The following is a 21,270-nucleotide window of genomic DNA, read 5'->3' as shown; positions in this document are numbered from 1 at the left end:
CCCGTGCCCGACGCCATCAGCGCCGCGACGACCACCCCCCAGGTGGTCACCAGCGACACGCCGACCCTCGACCCGTCGTTGCTGCAGACCCCCGACAGCTTCGACCAGGAGATGTTCCTGCAGCTGCTCGTCGCCCAGCTGAAGTACCAGAACCCCCTCGACCCCATGGACTCCAGCGAGTTCATGGCCCAGAGCGCCCAGTTCACCACCGTGGAGAAGCTCGAGCAGCTGACCACGAGGATCGGTGAGTCGATCGCCAACGACCGCCTCGGCACCGCCACCGGCCTCATCGGCCGCCAGGTGTCCTACACCCGTGCCGATGGCAGCGCCGCTGCCGGCGACGTGACCTCGGTCCGCTTCGAACCGTTCGGCCCCGTCCTCGTCCTCTCCGACCGCACCGAGATCGGCATGGCCGACATCGCGTCGGTCTCCGCTCGCACCGCCTGACCCTCGCCCCTCCCACTCCCCCCAGACCCCGCAAGGAAGGACCCCGCAATGCTTCGCTCGATGTACTCCGGAATCTCCGGACTCCGCAGCCACCAGATCTACATGGACACCGTCGGCAGCAACATCGCCAACGTCAACACCACCGGCTACAAGTCATCCGGTGTCATCTTCTCCGACATGCTCAGCCAGGTCCTGACCGGCGCCGGCGCGCCGGGCGAGCTGGCCGGTGGCACCAACCCCGCCCAGGTCGGCCTCGGGACCCGCATCGCCGGGATCCAGACCAGCTTCGTGCAGGGAGCCACCCAGCTGACCGGCCGGGCGACCGACATGGCCATCCAGGGCGACGGGTTCTTCGTCGCCCGGGCGGGCAACGAGAACCTCTACACCCGTGCCGGGTCGCTGTCCTTCGACGCCAACGGCGCGCTGGTCACCCCCAGCGGCGGGATCATCCAGGGCTGGACGGCCAACGCCGACGGCGTGGTCGACATCAACTCGCCCGTCCGTGACCTCACGGTGCCGATCGGGCAGATCCTGCAGCCCAGCGAGTCCACGTCGGTCCAGCTCGGCGGCAACCTGCCGGCCGACGCCGCCGTCGGCGAGGCGATCGTCACGACCATCGACATCGTCGATGCCCAGGGCACGGCCCTGCCGCTGACCCTCACGTGGACCAAGACCGGCGACGACGCCTGGGAGGTGTCCGCCACCACACCCGACCCGGCCAACCCGGGTGCCACCCTGGACCTGATCAGCCCGGCAACGCCCGTCACGTTCGACGCCACCACCGGGCTGCCGAGCATCGCGTCGGCCACGATCGCCACCGCCGGGCTGCCCGGTGAGTGGGCCGGGGCGGACATCACCGTTGACTTCGGCGAACCCGGCGACCCCGACGGGCTGGTGCAGTTCTCCGGCGAGCAGACCATGACGGCGCTCGACCAGGACGGATCGGAGATCGGGTTCCTGCGTTCGTTCTCCATCGATCCGTCAGGGCTGATCTCCGGGGTGTTCTCCAACGGCATGCGCCGCGACCTCGGCCAGGTCGCGCTGGCCGCGTTCAACAACCCGACCGGCCTGGAACGCGCAGGCGACACCGCGTTCCGCGCAACCGGGAACTCCGGCGAAGCCACCATGGGCGTCGCGGGGACCGGGCCGTTCGGTGCCATCGCCGGGGGCACCGTGGAGATGTCCAACGTGGACCTCGCCGCGGAGTTCACCAACATGATCTCCGCCCAGCGTGGCTTCCAGGCCAACTCACGGGTCATCACCGCCAGCGACGAGATCCTGCAGGACCTCGTCAACATGAAGCGCTAGTGACGTACCCGGGTCACCGAGGGCACCTCGCTGATCCAGCCGGACCCGGGGTGCCGCCACCGGCCCCCCACGGCGCACGCTGTCGTACCATCCCTGCTCGGTCCCACCGGGCGGGGATGGTCCGTTTCCGGGGGAGGGTCCGCCGGTCCAAGGGGTCAGCCAGATGTTCGTGTGCAGCAGTCGGTCACCGCGTCGTCGTGTCCGGGGGGTGACCGTCGTCGCCGTCGCCCTCGTCGCGGCCGTGCTGACGGCGCTGCCGGCGTCCGCCAGCGAGGAGTGCCTGGCCGACGCCGACGGCGACCTGGTGGACCTCGTCACCGGGAACACGGCCACGAACCCCAACGGCGACCTGCGCGCGATGTGCGTGACCCATTCCCCCGGCACGCTGGTGCTGCATGCCCGGCTCGGCGGGGCCACCGACGTGGCCACCCACCCGGCATGGGAACCGGGACGATCCGCGCTGGTCTTCCAGGTCGACGTGGACCCGCCTGCGCCCGGTGGGGAGGGCACCCACGAGTACGACGTCGTCATCGGACGCGCCGCGGGCGAACCCGCCTGGACCGTGCAGCGCGCCGATGACGGAGAGGTCGTGTGCGGAGACGTGTTCCCGGCCGACGGCCTTCCCACGGACCGGCTGCCCACGTTCGACCTGACCCTCGCCACCGCCGACTGCCTGCCCACCCCCGACGGCGCCGCCCCCTCCGCGGTCCGTGTCGGCACCTTCCTGATCTTCGCCGAGGCAGGCAGCAACTCCACGCTGGACGAGATGCCGTCGGCGACCGAGCTCTACGGGGGCACGGTGGACACCGCACCGCGCCCCGACGAGGTCCCGCACGCCGGGGTGATCCGCGTCGACGGGCGCACACGGATCGAGACGGCCATCGCGGTCAGCCAGCAGGCGTTCCCCGCGGAGGACAGCGCCGGAGCCGTCGTCCTCGCCACCGGCCGTCCGCCCACCGCGGACGGCACCGCCCCCGTGTCCAGCCCCGATGCGCTGGCGGCCGCACCGCTGGCAACCCACGTCGGCGGGCCCGTCCTGCTCGTCGGCAGCCCCGGACCGGGTCAGCTGGCCGGGGACGTCCTGGCCGAGATCGACCGCGTGCTGGCCCCGGGGTCGACGGTGTACCTGGTGGGAGGGGACGCCGTCCTGCACAGCTCCGTGGCCGACGACCTGACCGCCGCCGGCTACACGGCGCGACGCCTGGCCGGCCTGTCCCGCGAGTCGACGTCACTGGCCGTGGCCCTGGAGATCGACCGCGACCCCACGCGCATCGTCCTCGTCGACGGCAGCCGCTTCGAGCACGCGCTGCTCGGCGCCGCCTACGCCGCCCAGGCCAACGCCCTTCCGACCGGCCCCGACGGTGGCCCGGCCGGGCACGCCGTGCTGCTGCTGACGACGCGCGACGAGCAGGGCCAGCCGTCGTTGCACCACACCCATCCGGGGTACGTGCGGACCGACCGCCCGGGCCGACAGATCGTCACCATCGGCCACGCCGCCACGCAGGCCGCACAGGCCGCGGGACTGTCCGTCGCCCCGGAGGACCAGCTCGTCGCGCCGGACGACGACGTGTTCGCCACCTCCCTGCTGGTCGCCGACCGCTACGTGGACGGCAGGCCGACACCCACCCCGGTGGCGACCGCCGAGGGCACCGAGCCGCTGCCCGGTATCGCCGCTCCGGCCGTGCCGACCTCCGTGGTGGTCACCAGCGGCGTTGACTTCCCCGACGCCCTGGGCGGTGCAGCCCTCGCCGGCCGCTACGGGGTGCCCCTGCTGTTCAGCTGGCCCGACTCCCTTCCCGGACCGACCCGGGCATGGCTCCGGGCGCTCCCGAACCGCATCGATCCCGGCTTCGTCATCGGTGGTCCGGCGGCCCTGCGGGACGGCGTGGCGGCCCAGCTGTCGGGCTGCGGGACGGACCCGGTCGACCAGCGGACCGCCGAGTGCCGTCCGGCACGACGCGAGTAGCTAGACCGTTATTTCATCAACGCCGGCGGATCGGTCTAGCATCGGCCGCGATGAACAGGGTCCGGCGAACGTCTGAGGATGGAAGCCGGATCGAAGTGGGTACAACCCGCAGTCCCGGTCCCCGACACGTGCCGTACCAGGAGCCATCCTCCATGCCCTCCCCCTCCATCCGTCTCGCGCCCTCCGCACTGGCGGTCGCACTGCTGCTCGCGCTGGTGGCCACCGTGCTGGTCGCGACGCCCGCTGCCGCCGAGTCCCGCTGCTGGGCCGACGACGCCGGCGACGTCGACGCCAACAACACCGAGGCCGACGAGCGGCTCGACACCGTGCCGGAGATCGACATCCTCGCGGTCTGCGCCGACCTCAACGCCGACCGTCTCCAGATGACCTTCCGCGTGGCCGCCCCCCACGATCCAGCGGGCAACGTTGACTGGGACGACACCGCGACGTCGCTCGGGGTCGAGATCGACGTCATGGGCGAGGACCCGGAGAACACCGACCGGGACTACACCGTCAACATGGCCCGCTTCCAGGACCAGCCCGCCGGGGCCTTCCCCGAGGTTCGCGTCTACAAGGGCAACGACCGGACCGCTTACGATCCCGACGGCGACGGTCCGCAGGCACCCTGCGCCCAGCCAGGGGCGTTCGACGGGCTGCGCTACACGCTGACCCTGCCGGCTCGGTGCATCGACAATGTGTCCAGCATCCAGCTGGCCATGTACGCCTTCCACGACGCCCAGCTCGACGACCCCAGCGCCGGGTTCTACGACGAGGTCCCCGCGTTCCCCGACTACAACGGCCCCGTCACCACCGCCGCTGACGCCGAGACGCCCGTTGACCGCCTGTCCGGTCCGGCTCGCGTCGAGACGGCCATCGTCATCAGCCAGGACGACTTCGAGGAGGGCACCGCCGACGCGGTGGTCCTGGCCCGCGCCGACGCCTCGCCCGATGCCCTCGCCGGTGCGCCGCTGGCCGTGGCCGTCAACGGTCCGCTGCTCCTGACCGCACGCGACTCCCTGCCCACGTCCGTGGAGGCCGAGATCCAGCGGGTCCTGCCCGACGGCGGCCGGGTGCTGCTGTCCGGTGGCACCGCGGCGATCGCCGACACCGTGGCCGACCGGCTGGTCGAGCTGGGCTACGAGGTCACCCGTGCGGCCGGTGACACGCGCTACGCCACGTCCGTCGAGGTCGCGCGCGCGGCCGTCGAGGACCCGTCGGTGATCGTCGTGGCCGACGGCAACGGCTTCGCCGACGCCCTGGTGGGCGGCGCGCTGGCTGCGGAGGAAGACGGCGTCCAGGTGCTGTCCAACGGCACGCAGCTGGACCAGACCGCGACCGACTACCTGGCCGAGCACCCCGACGCCGAGGTCATCGCGGTCGGCCAGAACGCGGTGCAGGCCGTGCCCGACGCCAACGTCCAGCTGTCGGGCTCCAGCTCCTTCGAGACCGCCGTCGCCGTCGCCCGCGAGCGCTACGACAATCCCTCCGGCATCGCCATCGCCAGCGGGACCAACTTCCCCGACGGCCTGGCCGGTGGTGCCCACGCCGGGCGCGCAGGCATCCCCCTGCTGCTCAGCTGGCCCGACGTCCTGCCCGACAGCGCGTCCACGTACCTCAGCGAGGTCACCCCGGTGGACCGCGTCGTGATGTACGGCGGCGTCGCCGCCACGAGCTACACGGTGGAGGCCACCGCGGCATCCGCCCTCGGTTGACCCCACCGCCGCGCAGACGCGCGACATCACCCTCAGTTCGCCCCCTTCGCACAGCGTTGGGGGCGTTCTGCTAAACCGACCCCCCTCGTGACCGATCACTGTATGTACACGGCGCCCACGGATCGGGCTGCCGTGGTCCAGACATCCGTAGACAGCCCAAGGCCACCAGGGACGGTGCCGTGATAACTCTCACCCGACTCAGCGGGCAACGCTTCGCGTTGAACCCCGACCTCATGGAGCGCATCGAAGCGACTCCGGACACGGTCGTGTCACTCGTGGACGGCACCAAGCACGTCGTCATCGAGGACGTGGACCAGGTCGTGGCCCTCGTGCGTCACTTCCGGGCCAGCGTCGTCGCGCTCGCCCAGCAGATGGAGGTCCAGCCGGCTCCTGCCGGTCCGGGACTCGACAGCGCACCCGCCCCCGGCCTGCGGCTCGTCACCCGATCGGGAGGTGAGTGATCGTGGCCCGCAAGAAGAAGAAGGACGACGCCGAGGCGACGGCCGCGGCGACCGCCGACGCACCCGAGGCAGGGGGCGGCAAGAAGAAGGGCGGCATGCTGCCGGCGATCATCGTCGCCGTGGCGGTGCTGGCCGGCGGCGCGATGGCCGGCGGGGTGATCGGGGGCGGCAGCGGTGCCGCAGCGGCTGCGGGCCCCGCACCGGAGCCGACGCCGACGCCGATGGTCCTGGGCACCGTGATCGAGATGGACCCCATCACGCTGAACCTCGTCGGGGAGGGCTCGCACTTCCTGAAGCTCGGGGTTGCCGTCGAGCTCGGCCCCGACACCGTCGAGGAACCCCCGAGCGCCCCGATCTACGACGTCATCATCGACCTGTTCGGCGACTACACCTACGCCGACCTGCTGGGGCCCGACGCCCGGGACGTCACCAAGGAGCAGCTGCTGACCCGCCTGTCGGAGATCTACGGCGAGTCGATCGTCCGGGTCTACTACACCGAGTTCGTGATGCAGTGACGCCCTCCGGCGTCCCACAGGAGTCGGTGACCAGCTGATCACCCTCCGCGATATCGAGTGGCGCGATCCCCTCAGGTGCCAGGGGGTGCTGCCGATCGGGTAGGCGTGAGCATGCCCGGAACCGCAGACGTGTCGACCGTCATCGAGGTCGACCGCACTGGAACGCCGAGGGAGCGCAAGGTCGCCCCCTACGACTTCCGGCGCCCGAACAAGGTCAGCCGCGACCACGTCCGTGCCCTCCAGCTGGTCCACGAGACGTTCGCCCGGCAGTTCTCGACCATCCTGTCGAGCACCCTGCGCACCCTGGCCCCCATCCAGGTCACGTCCATCGAGCAGCGGACCTACGACGAATACATCTCGCCGATGTCCAACCCGACGTTCCTGGCGATCCTCGAGGTCGACCCGCTGCCGGGACAGGGCATCTTCCACCTGCCCCTGGCCGCCGCGATGGAGATCGTCGAGCGCCTGCTCGGCGGCCCCGGCGGCGGTGAGCACCCCCAGCGGCCGCTGTCGGAGATCGAGATCGGCCTGCTCCGCGGCCTGCTCGACCGCATCCTCCGCGAGCTGACCTACGCCTTCGAGTCCTTCATGGACGTCGAGACCCGGATCGCCAGCCAGGAGTCCAACCCGCAGTTCGCCCAGGTGGTCGGCCTGTCCGACATGGTCGTGGTCGCCACCTACGCCGTCGGCATCGGGGACGCCAGCTGGGAGGCGACCCTCTGCTTCCCCTTCCAGATGCTGCAGCCGGCGCTGGAGGCCTTCACGGAGTCCAAGAAGTCGACCGCCAGCGACGTGGCCGAACGCCAGCGCAACCAGTCGCTGCTGCACGACCACCTGCACGATGCACCGGTCGACGTGGCCGTCCACTTCAACACCGTGCGCCTGAGCGGCAGCGAGATCGTCGGCCTGCGCACCGGCGACGTCCTGCCGCTGCGCCACCGCGTGGACGCCCCGCTGACGATCGCCGTCGGTGGCGTCCCGTGCTTCTCGGCCACCCCCGGAAAGCAGGGACGTCGCCTCGCCGCGATGGTCCTGCCACCCACCGAGGAGCTGGTCGCCGAGCAGGCCGCCGCCGGACAGCCGACCGGGATCGAGGCCGCCGTCGGCACCCTGGCACCCGGCCCGGCCGCCCAGAACACCAACCCTCCGGCCCACACCGTCCCGACCCTTCACGAGGACCAGACCCATGAGTGAGACGCTGCTCGAGGCGACCGTCGACGCCGTCGTCCGTCGCATCGGCGGACGCCTGCCCGCTGCCTACACCCTCGACCCGCAGGACCTGCGGATCGGTGGCGAGGACGCCGAGCACACCGTCCCCGACGGTGGGTCGGCCTTCCGCTGGACGCTCGGCACCGACGACGGCCACCTGGTCGTGGCGATCTCCGCTGACGCTGCGGCGATGCTATCGGCGGAGGGCCCGCTCGTCGACGTCATGACGGCCCGCGTCGAAGCGGCCGCCATCGACCTGGCCATGGCCTTCGGTGGCATCCCGCCGATGCTCGGCGAAGGGGTCGAGGTCGACGCGGCCGGCGCGTTCGAGGGCCCGACGGGCGAACCGGTCAGCCTCGTCCTCGATGACGCCGGGGTCCATCGCGCGACCATCGGCCTTCGCCTGGAGCTCACCGACACCCTGATGGGCCCGGTCCCCGAGGACCTGCCGATGGGTGACCTCGCCCCCTACCCCGGCGACGAGGACCCGGTGCTGGACACCGAGGACGACGTCGACGGCGGCTCGCTGCCGACCGACCAGCCCGCACCGATCACCGGTCAGGGCGCCGCGATCCCCCAGCCCGCTGCCGGCCTGCAGTCCGGCCGGATGCCAGCCCCACACCACGACCAGCCGCAGCCCGTTCCCGGAATCGTGACCGCGGCCGCCCGAGGACAGGGCCGCGTGCCCGGACGAGGACCCATGGACGCCCCCACCGGTCAGGCACACCCTGCCGACTTCTCCTCCTTCGACCAGCTCAGCGCCCTCCCCGGGCAGGGCCAGTCGTCGATGTCGCTGCTCGGCGACGTCGAGATGGGCGTGACCGCCGAGCTCGGCCGGACCCAGCTGACCGTGCGCGACGTGCTCAACCTGACGCCCGGATCGATCGTCGAGCTCGACCGCGCCGCCGGCAGCCCCGTCGACGTGGTCGTCAACGGCACCCTGATCGCCCGCGGCGAGGTCGTCGTCATCGACGAGGAGTTCGGCATCCGCATCACCGAGATCCTCGGTGCCGTCGAGCAGGCCTCTCCCTTTCCGATGGCGCAGTGACGCGATGACCGACGTCTCCGTGATCAGCCTGCTGGTGCGACTCGCCGTCTCCATGACGGTCGTGATCGCGCTGATGCTGCTGGCTGCGCGCATCCTCCGCCGGACGGCGGGCGGCATGGGCATCAACGGCCGCGGCAAGGAACGCCGGACCCCCATCGACGTGCAGACCCTCCAGCCGCTGACCAAGACCGCGCACGTCGCGGTCGTCCGCGCAGCCGGCCGTGAGCTCGTGCTGGGCATCACCGACCATCAGGTGACCCTGCTGCACTCCGGCATCGAACCCCGCGACAGCCTGGTCGACCTCGACCTGGACCCCGCCGACACCTCCGAGACCACCACCGACGACGAGCGCATCACCCCGCTCGACGTCACCAGCACCCGCGCACGGATCGCGCCGGTGCCTGCCGAGGACGCCACGGCGTCCTCTGCCCTGACCGCATGGACGGACGCCCTCGAGACGCTTCGGGAGAAGACCGTCAGGCGCTGACCTCTCCCGGCGTCGGCTGGAGCCGCCGCTGTGCACACCCCTGTTCACCCCCGCCAGTTCACACTACGCAACGCAGTTCTGCTGTTGCTCTTGGTCAGCACCCTGCTGGTGCTGTTCGCCCCGTCCGCCACCGCCCAGGGCATCGACCCCGCGCTGGTCCCCGACCGGATCGCCCCGGTCAGCCCCGTGACCGGCCTGGCCGCCAACGTCCCGTCCTCGCCGACCCTCGGCGACGACACGGGTGTGGCGTTCGAGCTCGACCTCGGCGACGCCGTCCAGGAGCCCTCCCAGAGCCTGGTCGTCATCCTCCTGCTGACAGTGATGGCGCTCGCCCCGTCGTTGCTGATCATGCTGACCAGCTTCACGCGGATCGTGATCGTGCTGTCGGTGACGCGCAACGCCATCGGCCTGCCGTCGGTCCCACCCACCCAGGTGGTCGTCGGCCTGGCGTTGTTCCTCTCCATCTTCACAATGACCCCGACGTTCACCGAGATCAACGAGACGGCGCTGCAGCCGCTGCTCAACCAGGAGATGGAGACCACCGAGGCGCTGGAGCTGGCCCAGAAGCCGATCCGCACCTTCATGATGGGTCAGGTCGGCGAGGAGGAGCTGGCGATGTTCGTCGACGCCTCCGGTGACGTGCGGCCCGACACGCCCGAGGACATCCCGATGACGACGCTGATCCCGGCGTTCATCCTCTCCGAGCTCAAGGCCGCCTTCATCATCGCGTTCGTCATCTTCGTCCCGTTCCTCATCGTGGACCTGATCACCGCCAGCACCCTGATGAGCATGGGCATGATGATGCTCCCGCCGGTCCTGGTCTCCCTGCCCTTCAAGCTGCTCCTGTTCGTCCTCGTCGACGGCTGGACGCTGGTCATCCGCTCGCTCCTGGAGTCCTTCGCCACATGAACGACGTCGCCGTACTCGAGATCGGGATCCAGGCCATGTGGGTGGCCACCAAGGTCGCCGCCCCCATCCTGGTCATGGCCCTCGCCATCGGGCTGTTCGTCGGCCTGATGCAGTCGGTCACCCAGATCCAGGAGGTCACGCTGACCTTCGTGCCGAAGTTCGTCGGCATCGCCTTCGTCTTTGCGGTGGGCGGCAACTGGATGCTCAACGAGATCGTGACCTTCACGCGGGTGCTCTTCGAGTCCATCCCGTCGTTGCTGGGCTGACCGGGCCACTTCTCCCCGATGACCCTCTCGATCGCCCCGTACCTGCTGACGGGCTTCCTGCTGGCCTCGATCCGGGCTGCGGCGTTCCTGATGGTCTCGCCGCCGTTCGACTCGCGGCTGATCCCCCAGCGGGTCAAGGCCGGACTGGCCATGTCGCTGGGGCTGGTCGCCGGGCCGCACATGGCCGAGTCCCGGGTGCCGATCGAGGTCGGCCCGCTGATCGCGGCCGGGGCGTTTCAGATCGGCCTCGGCGTGACGCTGGGGTTCCTGGTCAAGCTGCTGTTCGCCGCCGTGCAGTCCGCCGGCGAGATGATCGACGTCTTCGGCGGCATCGCCGTCCAGCCGTCCTTCGACCCGCTCTCGAACTCCCAGGCCAGCGGCTTCGGCCGGATCTACCAGGTGTTCGCCACCACGCTGCTGTTCGCCATCGGCGGGCACGTCCTGCTGGTCCGCGGCTTCCTCGAGTCCTTCGAGGCGGTCGGCGTCGGGGGGATCGAGATGGCGTCGGTGCAGTCGTTGGTCATCGGCAACTTCCTGCACTTCGTCGTCGCCGCCGTCGAGATCGCCGCCCCCCTGCTGGCCGTCACGTTCCTGCTGGAGCTGGGACAGGGGCTGGTGGCCCGTGCGGCCCCGCAGATGAACGTCTTCCTGGCGGTCATGCCGCTGAAGATCCTGATGGCCCTCGTCCTGATCGCCATCGCCCTGCCGTTGCTGCCCGGTGCGGTGTCCTCGCTGGTCGACAACGGCGTCAGCGACATGGTCCGCCTGGCGCGGTCGTAGGAGGAGGTGAGGCATGGCCAACGACTCCAACGGTGAGAAGACCGAGAAGCCGACCCCGAAACGCAAGAAGGAGGCGCGGCGGGAAGGCCAGATCGCCCGCACCAACGACCTGCCGGCATGGTTGTCGATCCTCGCCTTCACCTACCTCGTGCCCCACACGATGCGGGCCGGGATGGAGCAGGGCGAGCGCATGTTCACCGGCATGGGCGACGTCCTGGCCGGCGGCGAGGGGGCGATGCTCGGCTTCCTCGGCGACGCGTTGTTCCGCGGCACGCTGGTCCTGGCCCCCCTGGTGCTGATGGCGATGGTCATCGGCGTCCTCGGGCAGGTCAGCCAGATCGGCTGGGCGCCGAAGAAGATGAAGCCCGACGTGAAGCGCCTCAACCCGCTGAAGGGCTTCAAGAACCTCTTCGGCATGAAGCTGGTCTGGGACTCCGTCAAGAACCTCAGCAAGCTGGCGATCATCGTGATCATGGGCATCGGGCCGATCCGTGACGCCTACACGACCGTCTTCACCCAGGACGCCATGACGGTGGGGGCCATCGGCGGCGTCGTGGCCGACGTCGCGATCTCGTTCCTGCGCAACACCGCCATCGTCGGCCTCGTGATCGCCGCGGCGGACTACTGGCAGTCCAAGAAGCAGGTCGACAAGCAGACCAAGATGAGCAAGCAGGACCTGAAGCAGGAGCACAAGCAGCAGGAGGGCGACCCGCAGGTGAAGGGGCAGATCCGCGCCCGGCAGATGGCGATGAGCCGCAACCGGATGATGGCGGAGGTCCCGAGCGCCGACGTCGTGCTGGTCAACCCCACCCACATCGCCGTGGCGCTGAAGTACGACCCGTCGTCGGGTGCCCCGAAGGTGCTGGCCAAGGGCTCCGGCGCCATCGCCGCCCGCATCCGCGACCTCGCCGGCGAGCACGAGATCCCCGTCGTCCGCGACGTGCCGCTGGCCCGCACGGTCTACCGGGTGGTCGAGGTCGGCGAGCACATCCCCGTCGAGCTGTACGAGGCCGTCGCCCGAGTCCTGGCGTTCGTCTACGCCCTCCGTCGAAAGGGCCGGGCGGCGGGCGTCCACACCTCCCCCTTCGCCAGCGCCCACGAGGGGCTGGTCGACCTCCAGCGTCCCGACCGCCGCCCCGCCCTCACCCCCTGACGGGGCTCCATCGACAGCGCCGCGGGTGTGTCGTCGAAGCGGCCACCCACCGTCGTTCGGCGACACACCCCTTGGGTAGGCCGGCTGGACCACGGCGGGCGTGTCGTCGAAGCGGCCACCCACCGTCGTTCGGCGACACACCTCAGCGGTTGTGGCCGATGCGGAGGGTGTTGCCGGAGGGGTCGGTCAGGGTGAACTCGCGCATGTCCCACGGCTGGTCGACGACGGGCGTCAGGGTCGGCTGATCCGCCCACAGGCGATGCCACCGGTCGGCGTCGCGGACGTGCAGGTAGCCCGTCACCGGGTTGGCGTCCGGGTCGAGATCCGGCACGAGGTCGAGGTGGAGGATCTCCTCGTCCCGATGGCGCACCCAGGCGTAGGTGTCGCTGTCCGCCTCGACCTCGAAGCCGAGTCCGCGGTAGAACGCCGTCGCCTCGGCCATGTCGGCGACGGGCAGGATCATGTGCGGGACGATGCGTCCCAGCGAGCGGCCGATCACGCAGCGACCCTACTCCCCTGCGGGCGTCAGCGGGACGGCGACCCGATGCCCGTGACGGCGACGGCCGTCCGGTCGTCGTCCCAGGACTGGCCGCGGAACGACAGCTGCCGGGCGAACTCCAGCGGGGCAGGCAGCTCGGGATGCCACGCCCGTGCGAGGCAACGGGCCACGTCGCCGTCGAAGGTCGTGCCGAACGGGTCGGTCACACCGTCGCTGGCCAGGACCATCGTCTGCCCGGGGGCGATGTCGCGCTCGACCACGTCGAGGGTGTCGGGCAGCCGGGGCAGCGCTCGGACGGTGCTGCTGGCCAACGGCGCACCGCCGACCTTGGGCGCCAGCAGCGGGGTCCACCCGTCGTCGTCCAGGGTCCAGGCGTTGGAGTCGCCGACCCGGGCCAGCCGCACCCGACGGCCGGTCCCGTCAGCCGGGATGATCGCCACCAGCAGGGTTGTCGCGAACAGTCCCGCGATGTGGTCGGCGGTGCAGTCGAGGCCCTCGGCGTCCAGCAGCGGTTCGGCGCTTCGACGCAGCTGGTAGGCGGCGCTCTGGAAGACCCCGTGCAGGTCGACCTCGCCCATGGCGTACTCGTCGAGCTGCCGCTGTACCTGCTGCACGGCCGTGCGGACCGCCAGCGTGGCCGCGAGGTGGCTGGCCGACGCCGACGTCACCCCGTCGGCAAGGGCCACGACCAACCAGCGCCCGTTCGCCGCCGCACCCATCGTGTAGTCGTCCTCCCGCGGTCCGGACTCGTAGCGGGCGTACGTCCCGCGCACGGAGGCGGCACGGACGACGAGGCTGCCGAAGGCACCGTGGTCGATGATGGTGTCCGCCGCGTGCACCCCGTCACCACGGAGCAGCTGCGCCTCGACGCCGGCGGCCCGCTGGGGCTGCCCGAACGTGGTCGGCTCGCCGGGGCGGTCCACGATCGTCACGACCGCCCCCGACCGGCGCCACCGGCACGACGGCCGAACCGGCGCGGACGCGAGCCCCACCCGGCACGACCCCGGTCCTCGTCCTGTCGTTCGGGGATCGACAGCAGGACCAGCTCACCGGTCGGCGGACGCAGCGCCCAGCGAGGCAGGTCGGCGGCCCGTTCGGCTGGGCCGGGCGCAATCCGGTCCAACGCCTGCTGCAGCTCGATCAGGTCGGGCCGGGCGGCGGGCGAGGGATCCAGCGCCGCCGTCAGCACGTCAGCGATCGCGGCCGGCGTGCCGCCGCCACCAGGCAGCGTCCGGGTTGTCGGGTTGACCGCGAGCACCCGGGCGGCAAGCAGCCCGAGCTTGTGGACGTCGGTGGCGGGCATGGCGACCTCGGGACCGGCCGGGTCGGTCCAGTCGGGGGAATCCACGACGTAGCGCGCCCCCTCCTCCACGATCCCGTCGCAGTCCAGCAGGAACACGCCGATCGGTCCGTCGGTGGCGTACAGGACGTTGCGAGCCGACAGGTCGCCGTAGACCAGGCCGAGGTCGTGCAGCCGACCGACGGCGGCTGCCAGCGCCGCCAGCAGCTCCAACCGCTCGGGCAGCGCGGGGAACGCGATGCCCAGCCGGGCCAGCTTCTCTGCGGGGAACAGCAGGTACTGGACCTCCCGGAGGCGACGTTGCCGGCCGCCCGAGCGCAAGGTGACCTCGACCCAGAACTCGCTGGGTGCCCGGGGCATCAGCACGCCCACGAGCTGGCCGTCGTCCACGACCGTGGCCTCGGGCCAGGCGTAGGGCGCCATGCCGAGCCGCAGCTGGGCCCGGAGCGCGACGAGTGCGTCCAGCTGATCCGCCCGGTCGGGCGGGACGGTCCGCTGGTACCGCTTGAGGACCGCGCCGGCCGGCACCCCACGGGTCGGTACGAGGTCGTGCACGGTGCCCTCTCCACCGTCGCCGATCTCGTCGGCGACGACGAGGTCCCGCAGCAGCAGGCGTCGGGGAGTGGTGGTCGCGGTCACGGCTGGGGCGGTCCTAGATCTGGTCGATGTCGATGACGTCGACCTCACGGAACCCCGGACCGGGCTCGACCGGGACCTGCACCCGACCGTCGGCGGCCTCGCCCGACTTGACGATGCTCTTGGTCAGGGTGCTGGCGAACTCCGTCAGGGCCGCACCGGGATCGTCGATGGCGAGGAACGCCTTGCTGGTGGCGACCTGGCCGAGGATGGTCGTGGAGACGTTGCCGACCCCGAACGCCATGATGTTGGGCCGGTAGGGGAACGTGTCGGAGACCAGGTCCCGGTACGTGTCGACCCAGTCGTCGCTGTTGGGATTTCCGTCGGTGAGGAAGAAGACGGTTGGACGGTAGACGGCCGCCCCGGCCGCCTTCAGCCGTTCGACGTCGGCCGCGATGGTGTTGCGGAGCAACCGGAAGACCTTGTGGTAGTTCGTCAGCCCCGTGGGGACGAGCACCGGCATGGCCTGCACCTCCGACAGGTCGCACAACGGCAGGGCCACCTGGGCCTCGCTGGCGAAGGTGATCAGGCAGAACCGGGTCTTGTCGGCGACGATGAGGTTCGTGGAGATCTCGTCGAGCAGCCCGGGGAGGGCGGTGTTGATCGCCTGCATGCCCTCGCCCACCATCGAGGAGGACACGTCGAGGACGAGGTAGAACGGCAGGAGGTTCTGCCCGCTGGTGGTCATCGGGTCATTCTGACAGCGAGGCGTCCATCTGCTCGGCCGCGTCGGCGAAGGTCCGCAGGAACTCCCCCGCGTCGGTCAGCTCGGCCTCCATCTCGACGGCCCGGGCACGCCATGCCCGGACGAAGGCCCCGACCGCGGCAGCCAGGCCCGGGTCGCCGGCGGCAGCGGGTGGGAGCTCCTCGACCAGCGACCCCAGGCCGCCGACCTCGCTGGACAGGCCCTCGGCTCGACCCGCCAGGGCACGCAGGTGTGCCGGATCGACGACGGTTTCGGACATGGGTCGGTCAGCCGGCTGCGAGCTGGGCGTCGAGCTCCTCGGCGGACGCGGCCTCGCTGTTGAGGAACTCGCCGAGGGATGCCAACGCGGTGGTCAGCGCACGGGCGGAGGTCTGCCACTCCTCCATGTGCCCCTGGAAGGCGGTCGAGGCCAGGCCGGTGAAGTAGGCCTCGATGTCGGCCAGCTCGCTGCGGAGGGAGTCGAAGCCCTGCTGGGTGGACACCGCGTAGGTGTCGAGCTGGCCAGCGTGGCCGCGAAGCTCGTCCGGGGCGACGAAGAACTGCGTCATCGGGATCTCCTGTGTGCGTCGGGGCCGCGGGGTGCGGCTGGCGTGTACCGGCCTCTACCGATCGGCGCCGCCGAGTTCCTCCCCCTCACCCGAACTTTCTCCCGGGGGTCGGGGAACGCGCAGGAGGATGTGGGTGCCACCGAGGTTGGCGACCGCCCGCCCGGGGGTCGGCGGGGCGATCAGGGCCGGGTCGAGGGAGGCGGCGAACATCTCCACGCCGTTGGCCGTCGAGGGCGGGCTGAGGATCATGCCCCGGCGCGGTCGACGGACCGCTGCGGCCAGGCCGGAGAAGCGAGCCTTCATCCAGGCGTTGTCGGCCGTCACCACGACACCGCGGCCGGTCACGGGCGACCCCAGCGACTGCTGCAGGACCCGTGAGTCCTCCAGCAGGTCGAGGTCATCGACCAGCACGAGCAGGCGTCGGCCGGCTCGCGGCACCAGGGTCTCGTGGTCGGCGAGGGAGACGCGTTGCCCGGGGACCGTCGGATCGGTGGTCAGCGGGGAGGTGTCGGGACCGGCAACCGCCACGTCGATGCCCAGATGGTGTGCGGCCACCGCCATGGCGTGCAGCGTCGTCGAGCGGCCGGTCCCGGGCGGGCCGACCACGAAGAGGAGCCCGCCGGAGTCCTCGAGGTCCGCCCACACCGGTTCCCGGGGGTCCTCCCCCATGCCCAGCAGCAGCGGGAACGTCAGCCCGGCGGGTGGACCGGTCGCCGCCATGTCCATGGCGTCGGGCATGGTCGACGGTGGTTCGGTCCCCAGGCCCAGCCGCTGTCCGGTGTCGGCGCCCAGGACGGCCACGACGGCAGCGAGCGCTCGCTGGAACGCCACGGCCTGCCCGACCCGGTCGGGATCGTCGAGCTCGGCGAACTGCAGCAGGCGGGTCGTGCGGATCTCCACCGCGCGACCGGGCGGCTGGTAGCGGGGGAGGTCGCGCGCCATGATGCCCTGCAGCTCGGCGTCGACGCTGCGGTTGAACCGCAGGCTGAAGCGATGGGTCAGGTGGCGGGCGATGGTGGAATGGGTGGTGCCGCGGTCACCGGTCATGACGACCTGGAGGCCCTGCGGGGTGCCGCGCGCCAGCAGCTGTGCGACCCGGGTGTGCAACGACTGGCGCATGCCCTCCTCGGCCAGGTTGTCCCACCCCTCGATCGCCAGGAGCAGCCACGGCAACGGCGTGTCGGACTGCGCTCGCTGCGCCGGCAGGTCGGGCCAGCCGTGCTCGGCGAACAGGTCGCGACGCCGGGCCAGCTCCCGTTCGAGGGACGCCACGATGTCCTCGGCCTCGACGAGGTCCTCCATCGACAAGCCCGTGCAGTGGGGCAGCTGCTGCAGCGGCAGCAGTGCACCCCCGCCGAAGTCCAGCGCGGCGATCCGGAGGTCGTCGGGGCCGAACCGACCCACGACCCCGGCGAGGAAGGTGCGCAGGGCCGTGCTCCGGCCGGTGCGGGCGCTGCCGGCGATGACGACGTGGCCGCCGCCGAGCCGGATGTGCTGCACCTCCTGGCGTTGCGTCGACGGAACGTCGACCAGGCCGACCGGGATGGCGTCGGGCAGGGCGGCGGGGTCATCGGGCAGGCCCGACAGGGGCAGCTGGTCGGGCAGCTCGGCGGGCCACGGGATGGCGCTGTGGGTCCAGCCCTCCGCGGTGGCCGCGGCACGGACCGCCTCGACGACGTCGTGCAGGTCGGTGTCGGCGTCGGGCACCTCGCCGGCCTCCGGACCCTTGGGGAAGGGCCGGCCGAGGCGCTCCCAGTCCAGCTCCACCGCCCGCACTGGAGCTGCCGACACTGCCCCGGGCCTGGCACCGGCGACGCGGGCGGTCTGCACCTCCGTCAACGGCGTGGCGGCGGAGCGGAAGACACAGCGCCCACGGTGCCGCTCGGCGATCCTGCCGGCCAACGGCGAGCCGATGACCTCCTTGCTCTCCTGCTCGTCGGTCACCCGGAAGCACACGCGGAGGCCGACGTTGGCGTCGATCTGGCTGGTCACGACGCCGCCGGGACGCTGTGTGGCCAGCAGCAGGTGCACGCCGACCGACCGACCGGTGCGGGCGACCGACACCAACCGGTCCAGCTGCTGGGGGGCCTTGTCCTTCAGCTCGGCGAACTCGTCGGCCACCACGACGAGGCGCGGCATCGGCGTCGGCGGTCCACCCGGGACGGCCATGTAGCCCTCCATGGAGGTGGTACCGGCAGCCTGGAGGAGCCCGACTCGGCGGCCCATCTCGGCCTCCAGCAACGCCAGCGTCCGGTCGAACGCCGCGGGGTCGTCGAGGTTGGTGGCCAGCGCAACGGCATGCGGCAGCCGGACGAGTGTCCGGTAGTCACCCCCGCCCTTGAAGTCGATGAAGAGGAACGACAGGTGGTCGGGGTGGTTCTCCAGCGCCAACGACGCGACCAGGGTCTTGATGAACTCGCTCTTGCCCGCGCCGGTCGTGCCCGCCACCAGCGCGTGGGGACCGTCGCGGGTCAGGTCGAGCGCGATCGGCCGTTCGGGACCGACGCCGATGACGGCTCGGCTGCTCGGCGACACCGCTCGCCAGCGGGCACGGACGTGGGCGGCGGTGGGTTGCAGTCCGAGGGTGCTCAGCAGCCGGCACGACGTGGGCAGGCCGTCGTCGTCCTCCTCGCCGATGACCCGGACGGGGGCGAGTGCCCGGCTGACCTCCTCGCAGCGGTCGACGTCGAGGGCGTCGGTGATGACCCCCCGCACCGGTGCTCGGCCCTTGCGTTCCACCCGTGCGGCGTCGACGCGTTCGCCCAGTACCACGGAGGCGTCGCAGCCCTCGGGCACCTGCAGGGTGTCCAGGCACAGGGCGTGGATGCCCAGCGGACCGCCGTCACGGACGAGCTCGGCGATGCCTTCGCCCAGCCGCGCGGATGCGTCGTCGCAGACCAGCAGGATGCGTGGGGCGAACACGCTGCGACGGTCCTCCGCGGCTTCGCGCCGCTCGGTCAGGATCCGCCGGAGCTCCTCAACCCGGGCGGCGCGGGAGCTGGCGTCGGTGCCGAGCAGCAGGGACGGTTCGAGCGGTCCCCTGCGGACGTGCGGCAGCCATCGCAGCCAGGTCCAGTCCCCCGACGCGTCGTAGCCACCGAGGAACACGATCCGCAGCTCCGACGGCGCGTGCAGGACCGCGGCCTGCAGGACGAGGGATCGGGCCAGCGCCCGCACCCGTGGGAGGTCGCCCACCAGCGCCAGCCCACCGGACTCCACGAGGGACACGCCGACGGGCAGCCATGGCTGCGGCTCGCTGGCCTCCCGTTCGGGTGCACCCTCGACCTCGATGTCGGAGGGTGCGAAGGCCGACCCGACGCGCACGGTGAGCGCGTCGACGTCGGTGCAGCGGCGGTTCCACAGCTCGGTGGTGGGCCGGGTGGCGGCTTCCACGATGCGAGCCGGGTCGGGCAGGGCGTGCCGACGGTGACGTCGTTCGGCGGCACGCATGGCCTCGAAGTCGGCGGAGAAGCGCGCCACCGCCTCGCGATGGTCGACCTCCGCCTGCAGCACCTTGTCGCGATGGTTGCGCTTGGCGGAGATGTTCCGGCCGATGGCCAGCATCGGCGACATGGCCGCGAAGATCAGCATCTCGGGGCGCCCGAACAGGAACGCCATGGCCGCGATGCCGCCGGCGGGCAGGATCGCCATCAGGAGGTTGAGCGGCTGCGGCTCGCCGGGGTCGCGCTTCTGCGGGTACCTGATCCGGCTGGGCGGGTCGTCGACGCCGGCCCGGAAACGGCGGTGGATGCCGAGGCTGTCGTGCCCGCGCTCGAGCACGACGGTCTCGACATCGCTGCCGTCACCGAGCTCGAGGAGGCTGTCGCCGAGGCGCAGCAGGTCGCCGGGGTGCAGCCGCGACTGCGGCTCGGGCACCCCCTCGACCCGTGTGCCGTTGGCGCTGCCGACGTCGATGACCACGACCCCGTCGCGGTCCCGGTGGATCACGCAGTGACTGCGCGACGCGTTGGGGTCGTCGAGGACGATGCTGTTGCCGGCGGCCCGGCCGATGGTCATCTGCCCGACGCGGATGGGGATGGTGCGACCGGCGTCGGGGCCGCCGACGATCCGCAGCACCGGCCCCTCCAGGGGCGCGCGGTGTTCGTGGGGTGATCGCTGGTCGTCCCGCGCCTGGTCCTCGGTGTCGACGGTGACGACCTGCCCGTCGCGCAGGCCGAGGGACTCGACCATGGTCCCGCTGGGGAGGGCTGCCCCGTCGATCAACGGGGTGCCCGGCGCGATGCGTTCGAGCTCGGCAACCAGCTGATCGGTCGACTGGCCGGAGTCGCCGAGCACCACGACGTGGCGATCGGTTCCACCGGCCCGGACGAGCAGGCGACGAACCATCGGGCCGGTGTCGAGCGGGCCGGCACCGGACGGACCATCCTCGGACGGACCACCCTCGGACGGACCACCCCGGGTCGGCGGCTCGGCGGCGCCAGCCGACGTGGGCGCCTCGACGTCGGCGATTCCAGCGTCCCGGTCCGCAGGGGCTCCGCTGGACGGGGCCTCGGCCAGCGTCCAGCGACCATCGCTGCCGCGGACGAGCTGGTTGACGACCTCGTCGTCCCGAGCGCTCACGGCGACATCACCGCCTCGACGCGGCCGTCGGAGAAGGCCTCGCGCAGCCGTGCCATCCCACGACGCAGTGCGTTGTCCACGGCCTTGGTGTCCAGCTCGAGTCGATCGGCGATCTCGGAGTAGGTCCACCCAGCCAGACGCAGTCGCACCACCTTCGCTTCACGCGGGGAAAGTACCTCCTGCAGCACGGCGGCCACGACACGTTCCTGCTCGTCCAGCAACACCGACTCCAGCCCGTCGCTGCCCGCTCCACCCCGCCCGGGCAGCTCCGAAAGGCGATCCCGCTCGTCCTCCGTCGCGCCGGCGAGCATCGCACCCCAGTTCATCCGCGAGGTCGCCGAGCGGGTGCGTTCGGCCGCGCTGCGCACGGCATGGGAGAGGACCACGGCGGCCCACGGTGCGAAGTCCCGCTCGTCGTCGAAGCGGTCCAGGACCTGCCACAGGCGGGTGATCGCGAGGTTGGTGACCTCCTCCACGTCGAGCTGCGGGTGCCGTCTGGCCGCGCGACGAGCCGACCGGCGGGCGACCGGCTCGTAGCGGGCGTACAGCAGGGCGAACGCGTCCTCGTCGCCGTCCCGGACGGCCCTGACGAGGGCCTGGTCCGACGGCGCGCCGTCGCGAGCCTCGACCGGCGACCCGCCGTCGGCCGCCGAGCCCCGCCGTGCCCCCTGCACCCCACACCCTCTCGTCCGTCCACCCGATGTCGACAGAGCGTAAACGAGCTGCCGGACCGGCGGTA

Annotated in this window: 21 protein-coding genes; 13 read left to right on the top strand and 8 right to left on the bottom strand. The window is 71.6% G+C overall.

Going from position 1 to position 21,270, the window contains the following annotated elements; translation table 11 throughout:
* The first annotated feature begins 3 nt into the window (after positions 1-3).
* The 13 genes from CUC05_RS01055 to CUC05_RS00995 all read left to right on the top strand — a co-directional run bounded on the left by CUC05_RS01055 (position 4) and on the right by CUC05_RS00995 (position 12,261).
* Positions 4-447: a flagellar hook assembly protein FlgD gene (locus CUC05_RS01055; protein ID WP_108664217.1), complete on the top strand. Its 444-nt coding sequence runs from the start codon at positions 4-6 to the stop codon at positions 445-447.
* 48 nt (positions 448-495) lie between these two features.
* Positions 496-1,755, top strand: a complete 1,260-nt coding sequence (locus CUC05_RS01050; protein ID WP_108664216.1) for a flagellar hook protein FlgE — start codon at positions 496-498, stop codon at positions 1,753-1,755.
* Between the two features lie 208 nt (positions 1,756-1,963).
* The gene (locus tag CUC05_RS01045; RefSeq protein ID WP_108664215.1) at positions 1,964-3,721 is read left to right on the top strand and encodes a cell wall-binding repeat-containing protein; all 1,758 of its coding nucleotides are present in this window, start codon (positions 1,964-1,966) and stop codon (positions 3,719-3,721) included.
* A 152-nt stretch (positions 3,722-3,873) separates the two neighbouring features.
* On the top strand, positions 3,874-5,433 hold the full coding sequence (locus CUC05_RS01040; RefSeq protein ID WP_170127887.1) for a cell wall-binding repeat-containing protein: 1,560 nt from the start codon (positions 3,874-3,876) through the stop codon (positions 5,431-5,433).
* Positions 5,434-5,612: 179 nt separating this feature from the next.
* On the top strand, positions 5,613-5,894 hold the full coding sequence (locus tag CUC05_RS01035) for a flagellar FlbD family protein (RefSeq protein ID WP_108664213.1): 282 nt from the start codon (positions 5,613-5,615) through the stop codon (positions 5,892-5,894).
* A gap of 2 nt (positions 5,895-5,896) precedes the next feature.
* Complete coding sequence (locus tag CUC05_RS01030) at positions 5,897-6,409, top strand: flagellar basal body-associated FliL family protein (protein ID WP_157965067.1); 513 nt, start codon at positions 5,897-5,899, stop codon at positions 6,407-6,409.
* Between the two features lie 111 nt (positions 6,410-6,520).
* On the top strand, positions 6,521-7,603 hold the full coding sequence (gene fliM / locus CUC05_RS01025) for a flagellar motor switch protein FliM (protein ID WP_108664211.1): 1,083 nt from the start codon (positions 6,521-6,523) through the stop codon (positions 7,601-7,603).
* Positions 7,596-8,666: a flagellar motor switch protein FliN gene (gene fliN / locus CUC05_RS25230; protein ID WP_205712064.1), complete on the top strand. Its 1,071-nt coding sequence runs from the start codon at positions 7,596-7,598 to the stop codon at positions 8,664-8,666. The genes fliM and fliN overlap by 8 nt, the downstream gene beginning before the upstream one ends.
* A gap of 4 nt (positions 8,667-8,670) precedes the next feature.
* A complete protein-coding gene (locus CUC05_RS01015) occupies positions 8,671-9,153 on the top strand; it encodes a FliO/MopB family protein (protein WP_108664210.1) in 483 nt (160 codons plus the stop codon).
* Positions 9,154-9,243: 90 nt separating this feature from the next.
* Positions 9,244-10,062 (top strand): flagellar type III secretion system pore protein FliP, encoded by an 819-nt coding sequence (fliP, locus tag CUC05_RS01010; protein WP_205712063.1) that lies wholly within the window; start codon positions 9,244-9,246, stop codon positions 10,060-10,062.
* Positions 10,059-10,328 (top strand): flagellar biosynthetic protein FliQ, encoded by a 270-nt coding sequence (locus CUC05_RS01005; RefSeq protein ID WP_108664208.1) that lies wholly within the window; start codon positions 10,059-10,061, stop codon positions 10,326-10,328. The genes fliP and CUC05_RS01005 overlap by 4 nt, the downstream gene beginning before the upstream one ends.
* An 18-nt stretch (positions 10,329-10,346) precedes the next feature.
* A complete protein-coding gene (locus tag CUC05_RS01000) occupies positions 10,347-11,108 on the top strand; it encodes a flagellar biosynthetic protein FliR (RefSeq protein ID WP_108664207.1) in 762 nt (253 codons plus the stop codon).
* Between the two features lie 13 nt (positions 11,109-11,121).
* Positions 11,122-12,261: an EscU/YscU/HrcU family type III secretion system export apparatus switch protein gene (locus tag CUC05_RS00995; RefSeq protein WP_108664206.1), complete on the top strand. Its 1,140-nt coding sequence runs from the start codon at positions 11,122-11,124 to the stop codon at positions 12,259-12,261.
* A gap of 142 nt (positions 12,262-12,403) precedes the next feature.
* On the opposite strand, the gene CUC05_RS00990 is transcribed toward CUC05_RS00995, so the two are convergent.
* The 8 genes from CUC05_RS00990 to CUC05_RS00955 are packed head-to-tail and all read right to left on the bottom strand — an operon-like array spanning position 12,404 to position 21,205.
* Positions 12,404-12,760 carry a bleomycin resistance protein gene (locus tag CUC05_RS00990; protein ID WP_114476289.1) on the bottom strand — a complete coding sequence of 119 codons (357 nt, stop codon included), beginning with the start codon at positions 12,758-12,760 and terminating at the stop codon, positions 12,404-12,406.
* Between the two features lie 26 nt (positions 12,761-12,786).
* The gene (locus CUC05_RS00985; RefSeq protein ID WP_157965066.1) at positions 12,787-13,692 is read right to left on the bottom strand and encodes a protein phosphatase 2C domain-containing protein; all 906 of its coding nucleotides are present in this window, start codon (positions 13,690-13,692) and stop codon (positions 12,787-12,789) included.
* Positions 13,689-14,699, bottom strand: coding sequence for a hypothetical protein (locus CUC05_RS00980; RefSeq protein ID WP_108664204.1), 1,011 nt, complete (start codon positions 14,697-14,699; stop codon positions 13,689-13,691). Before CUC05_RS00980 ends, CUC05_RS00985 begins: the two co-directional genes overlap by 4 nt.
* A 13-nt stretch (positions 14,700-14,712) precedes the next feature.
* Entirely contained in the window at positions 14,713-15,384 is a 672-nt protein-coding gene (locus CUC05_RS00975) for a vWA domain-containing protein (RefSeq protein ID WP_108664203.1), read from the bottom strand.
* A 4-nt stretch (positions 15,385-15,388) separates the two neighbouring features.
* Complete coding sequence (locus CUC05_RS00970; RefSeq protein ID WP_108664202.1) at positions 15,389-15,661, bottom strand: hypothetical protein; 273 nt, start codon at positions 15,659-15,661, stop codon at positions 15,389-15,391.
* Positions 15,662-15,668: 7 nt separating this feature from the next.
* Positions 15,669-15,950: a WXG100 family type VII secretion target gene (locus CUC05_RS00965; protein ID WP_108664201.1), complete on the bottom strand. Its 282-nt coding sequence runs from the start codon at positions 15,948-15,950 to the stop codon at positions 15,669-15,671.
* 54 nt (positions 15,951-16,004) lie between these two features.
* Entirely contained in the window at positions 16,005-20,531 is a 4,527-nt protein-coding gene (locus CUC05_RS00960; protein ID WP_108664200.1) for an FtsK/SpoIIIE domain-containing protein, read from the bottom strand.
* Positions 20,528-21,205 (bottom strand): RNA polymerase sigma factor, encoded by a 678-nt coding sequence (locus CUC05_RS00955; protein ID WP_157965065.1) that lies wholly within the window; start codon positions 21,203-21,205, stop codon positions 20,528-20,530. The genes CUC05_RS00960 and CUC05_RS00955 overlap by 4 nt, the downstream gene beginning before the upstream one ends.
* Positions 21,206-21,270: the final 65 nt, after the last annotated feature.

The organism is Euzebya rosea (assembly GCF_003073135.1).
GTDB classification, from domain to species: domain Bacteria; phylum Actinomycetota; class Nitriliruptoria; order Euzebyales; family Euzebyaceae; genus Euzebya; species Euzebya rosea.
Note: the sequence above shows the minus strand (reverse complement) of the source record. Positions and strands in the feature narration are given on the sequence as shown.

What these genes read in the sequence shown, in the direction of transcription:
- CUC05_RS01050 (WP_108664216.1), top strand. Translation starts at nt 496, where the DNA reads ATGCTTCGCTCGATGTACTCCGGAATCTCCGGACTCCGCAGCCACCAG.
- CUC05_RS01040 (WP_170127887.1), top strand. Translation starts at nt 3,874, where the DNA reads ATGCCCTCCCCCTCCATCCGTCTCGCGCCCTCCGCACTGGCGGTCGCA.
- fliM (WP_108664211.1), top strand. Translation starts at nt 6,521, where the DNA reads ATGCCCGGAACCGCAGACGTGTCGACCGTCATCGAGGTCGACCGCACT.
- fliN (WP_205712064.1), top strand. Translation starts at nt 7,596, where the DNA reads ATGAGTGAGACGCTGCTCGAGGCGACCGTCGACGCCGTCGTCCGTCGC.
- CUC05_RS01015 (WP_108664210.1), top strand. Translation starts at nt 8,671, where the DNA reads ATGACCGACGTCTCCGTGATCAGCCTGCTGGTGCGACTCGCCGTCTCC.
- CUC05_RS01005 (WP_108664208.1), top strand. Translation starts at nt 10,059, where the DNA reads ATGAACGACGTCGCCGTACTCGAGATCGGGATCCAGGCCATGTGGGTG.
- CUC05_RS01000 (WP_108664207.1), top strand. Translation starts at nt 10,347, where the DNA reads ATGACCCTCTCGATCGCCCCGTACCTGCTGACGGGCTTCCTGCTGGCC.
- CUC05_RS00995 (WP_108664206.1), top strand. Translation starts at nt 11,122, where the DNA reads ATGGCCAACGACTCCAACGGTGAGAAGACCGAGAAGCCGACCCCGAAA.
- CUC05_RS00975 (WP_108664203.1), bottom strand. Translation starts at nt 15,384, where the DNA reads ATGACCACCAGCGGGCAGAACCTCCTGCCGTTCTACCTCGTCCTCGAC.
- CUC05_RS00970 (WP_108664202.1), bottom strand. Translation starts at nt 15,661, where the DNA reads ATGTCCGAAACCGTCGTCGATCCGGCACACCTGCGTGCCCTGGCGGGT.
- CUC05_RS00965 (WP_108664201.1), bottom strand. Translation starts at nt 15,950, where the DNA reads ATGACGCAGTTCTTCGTCGCCCCGGACGAGCTTCGCGGCCACGCTGGC.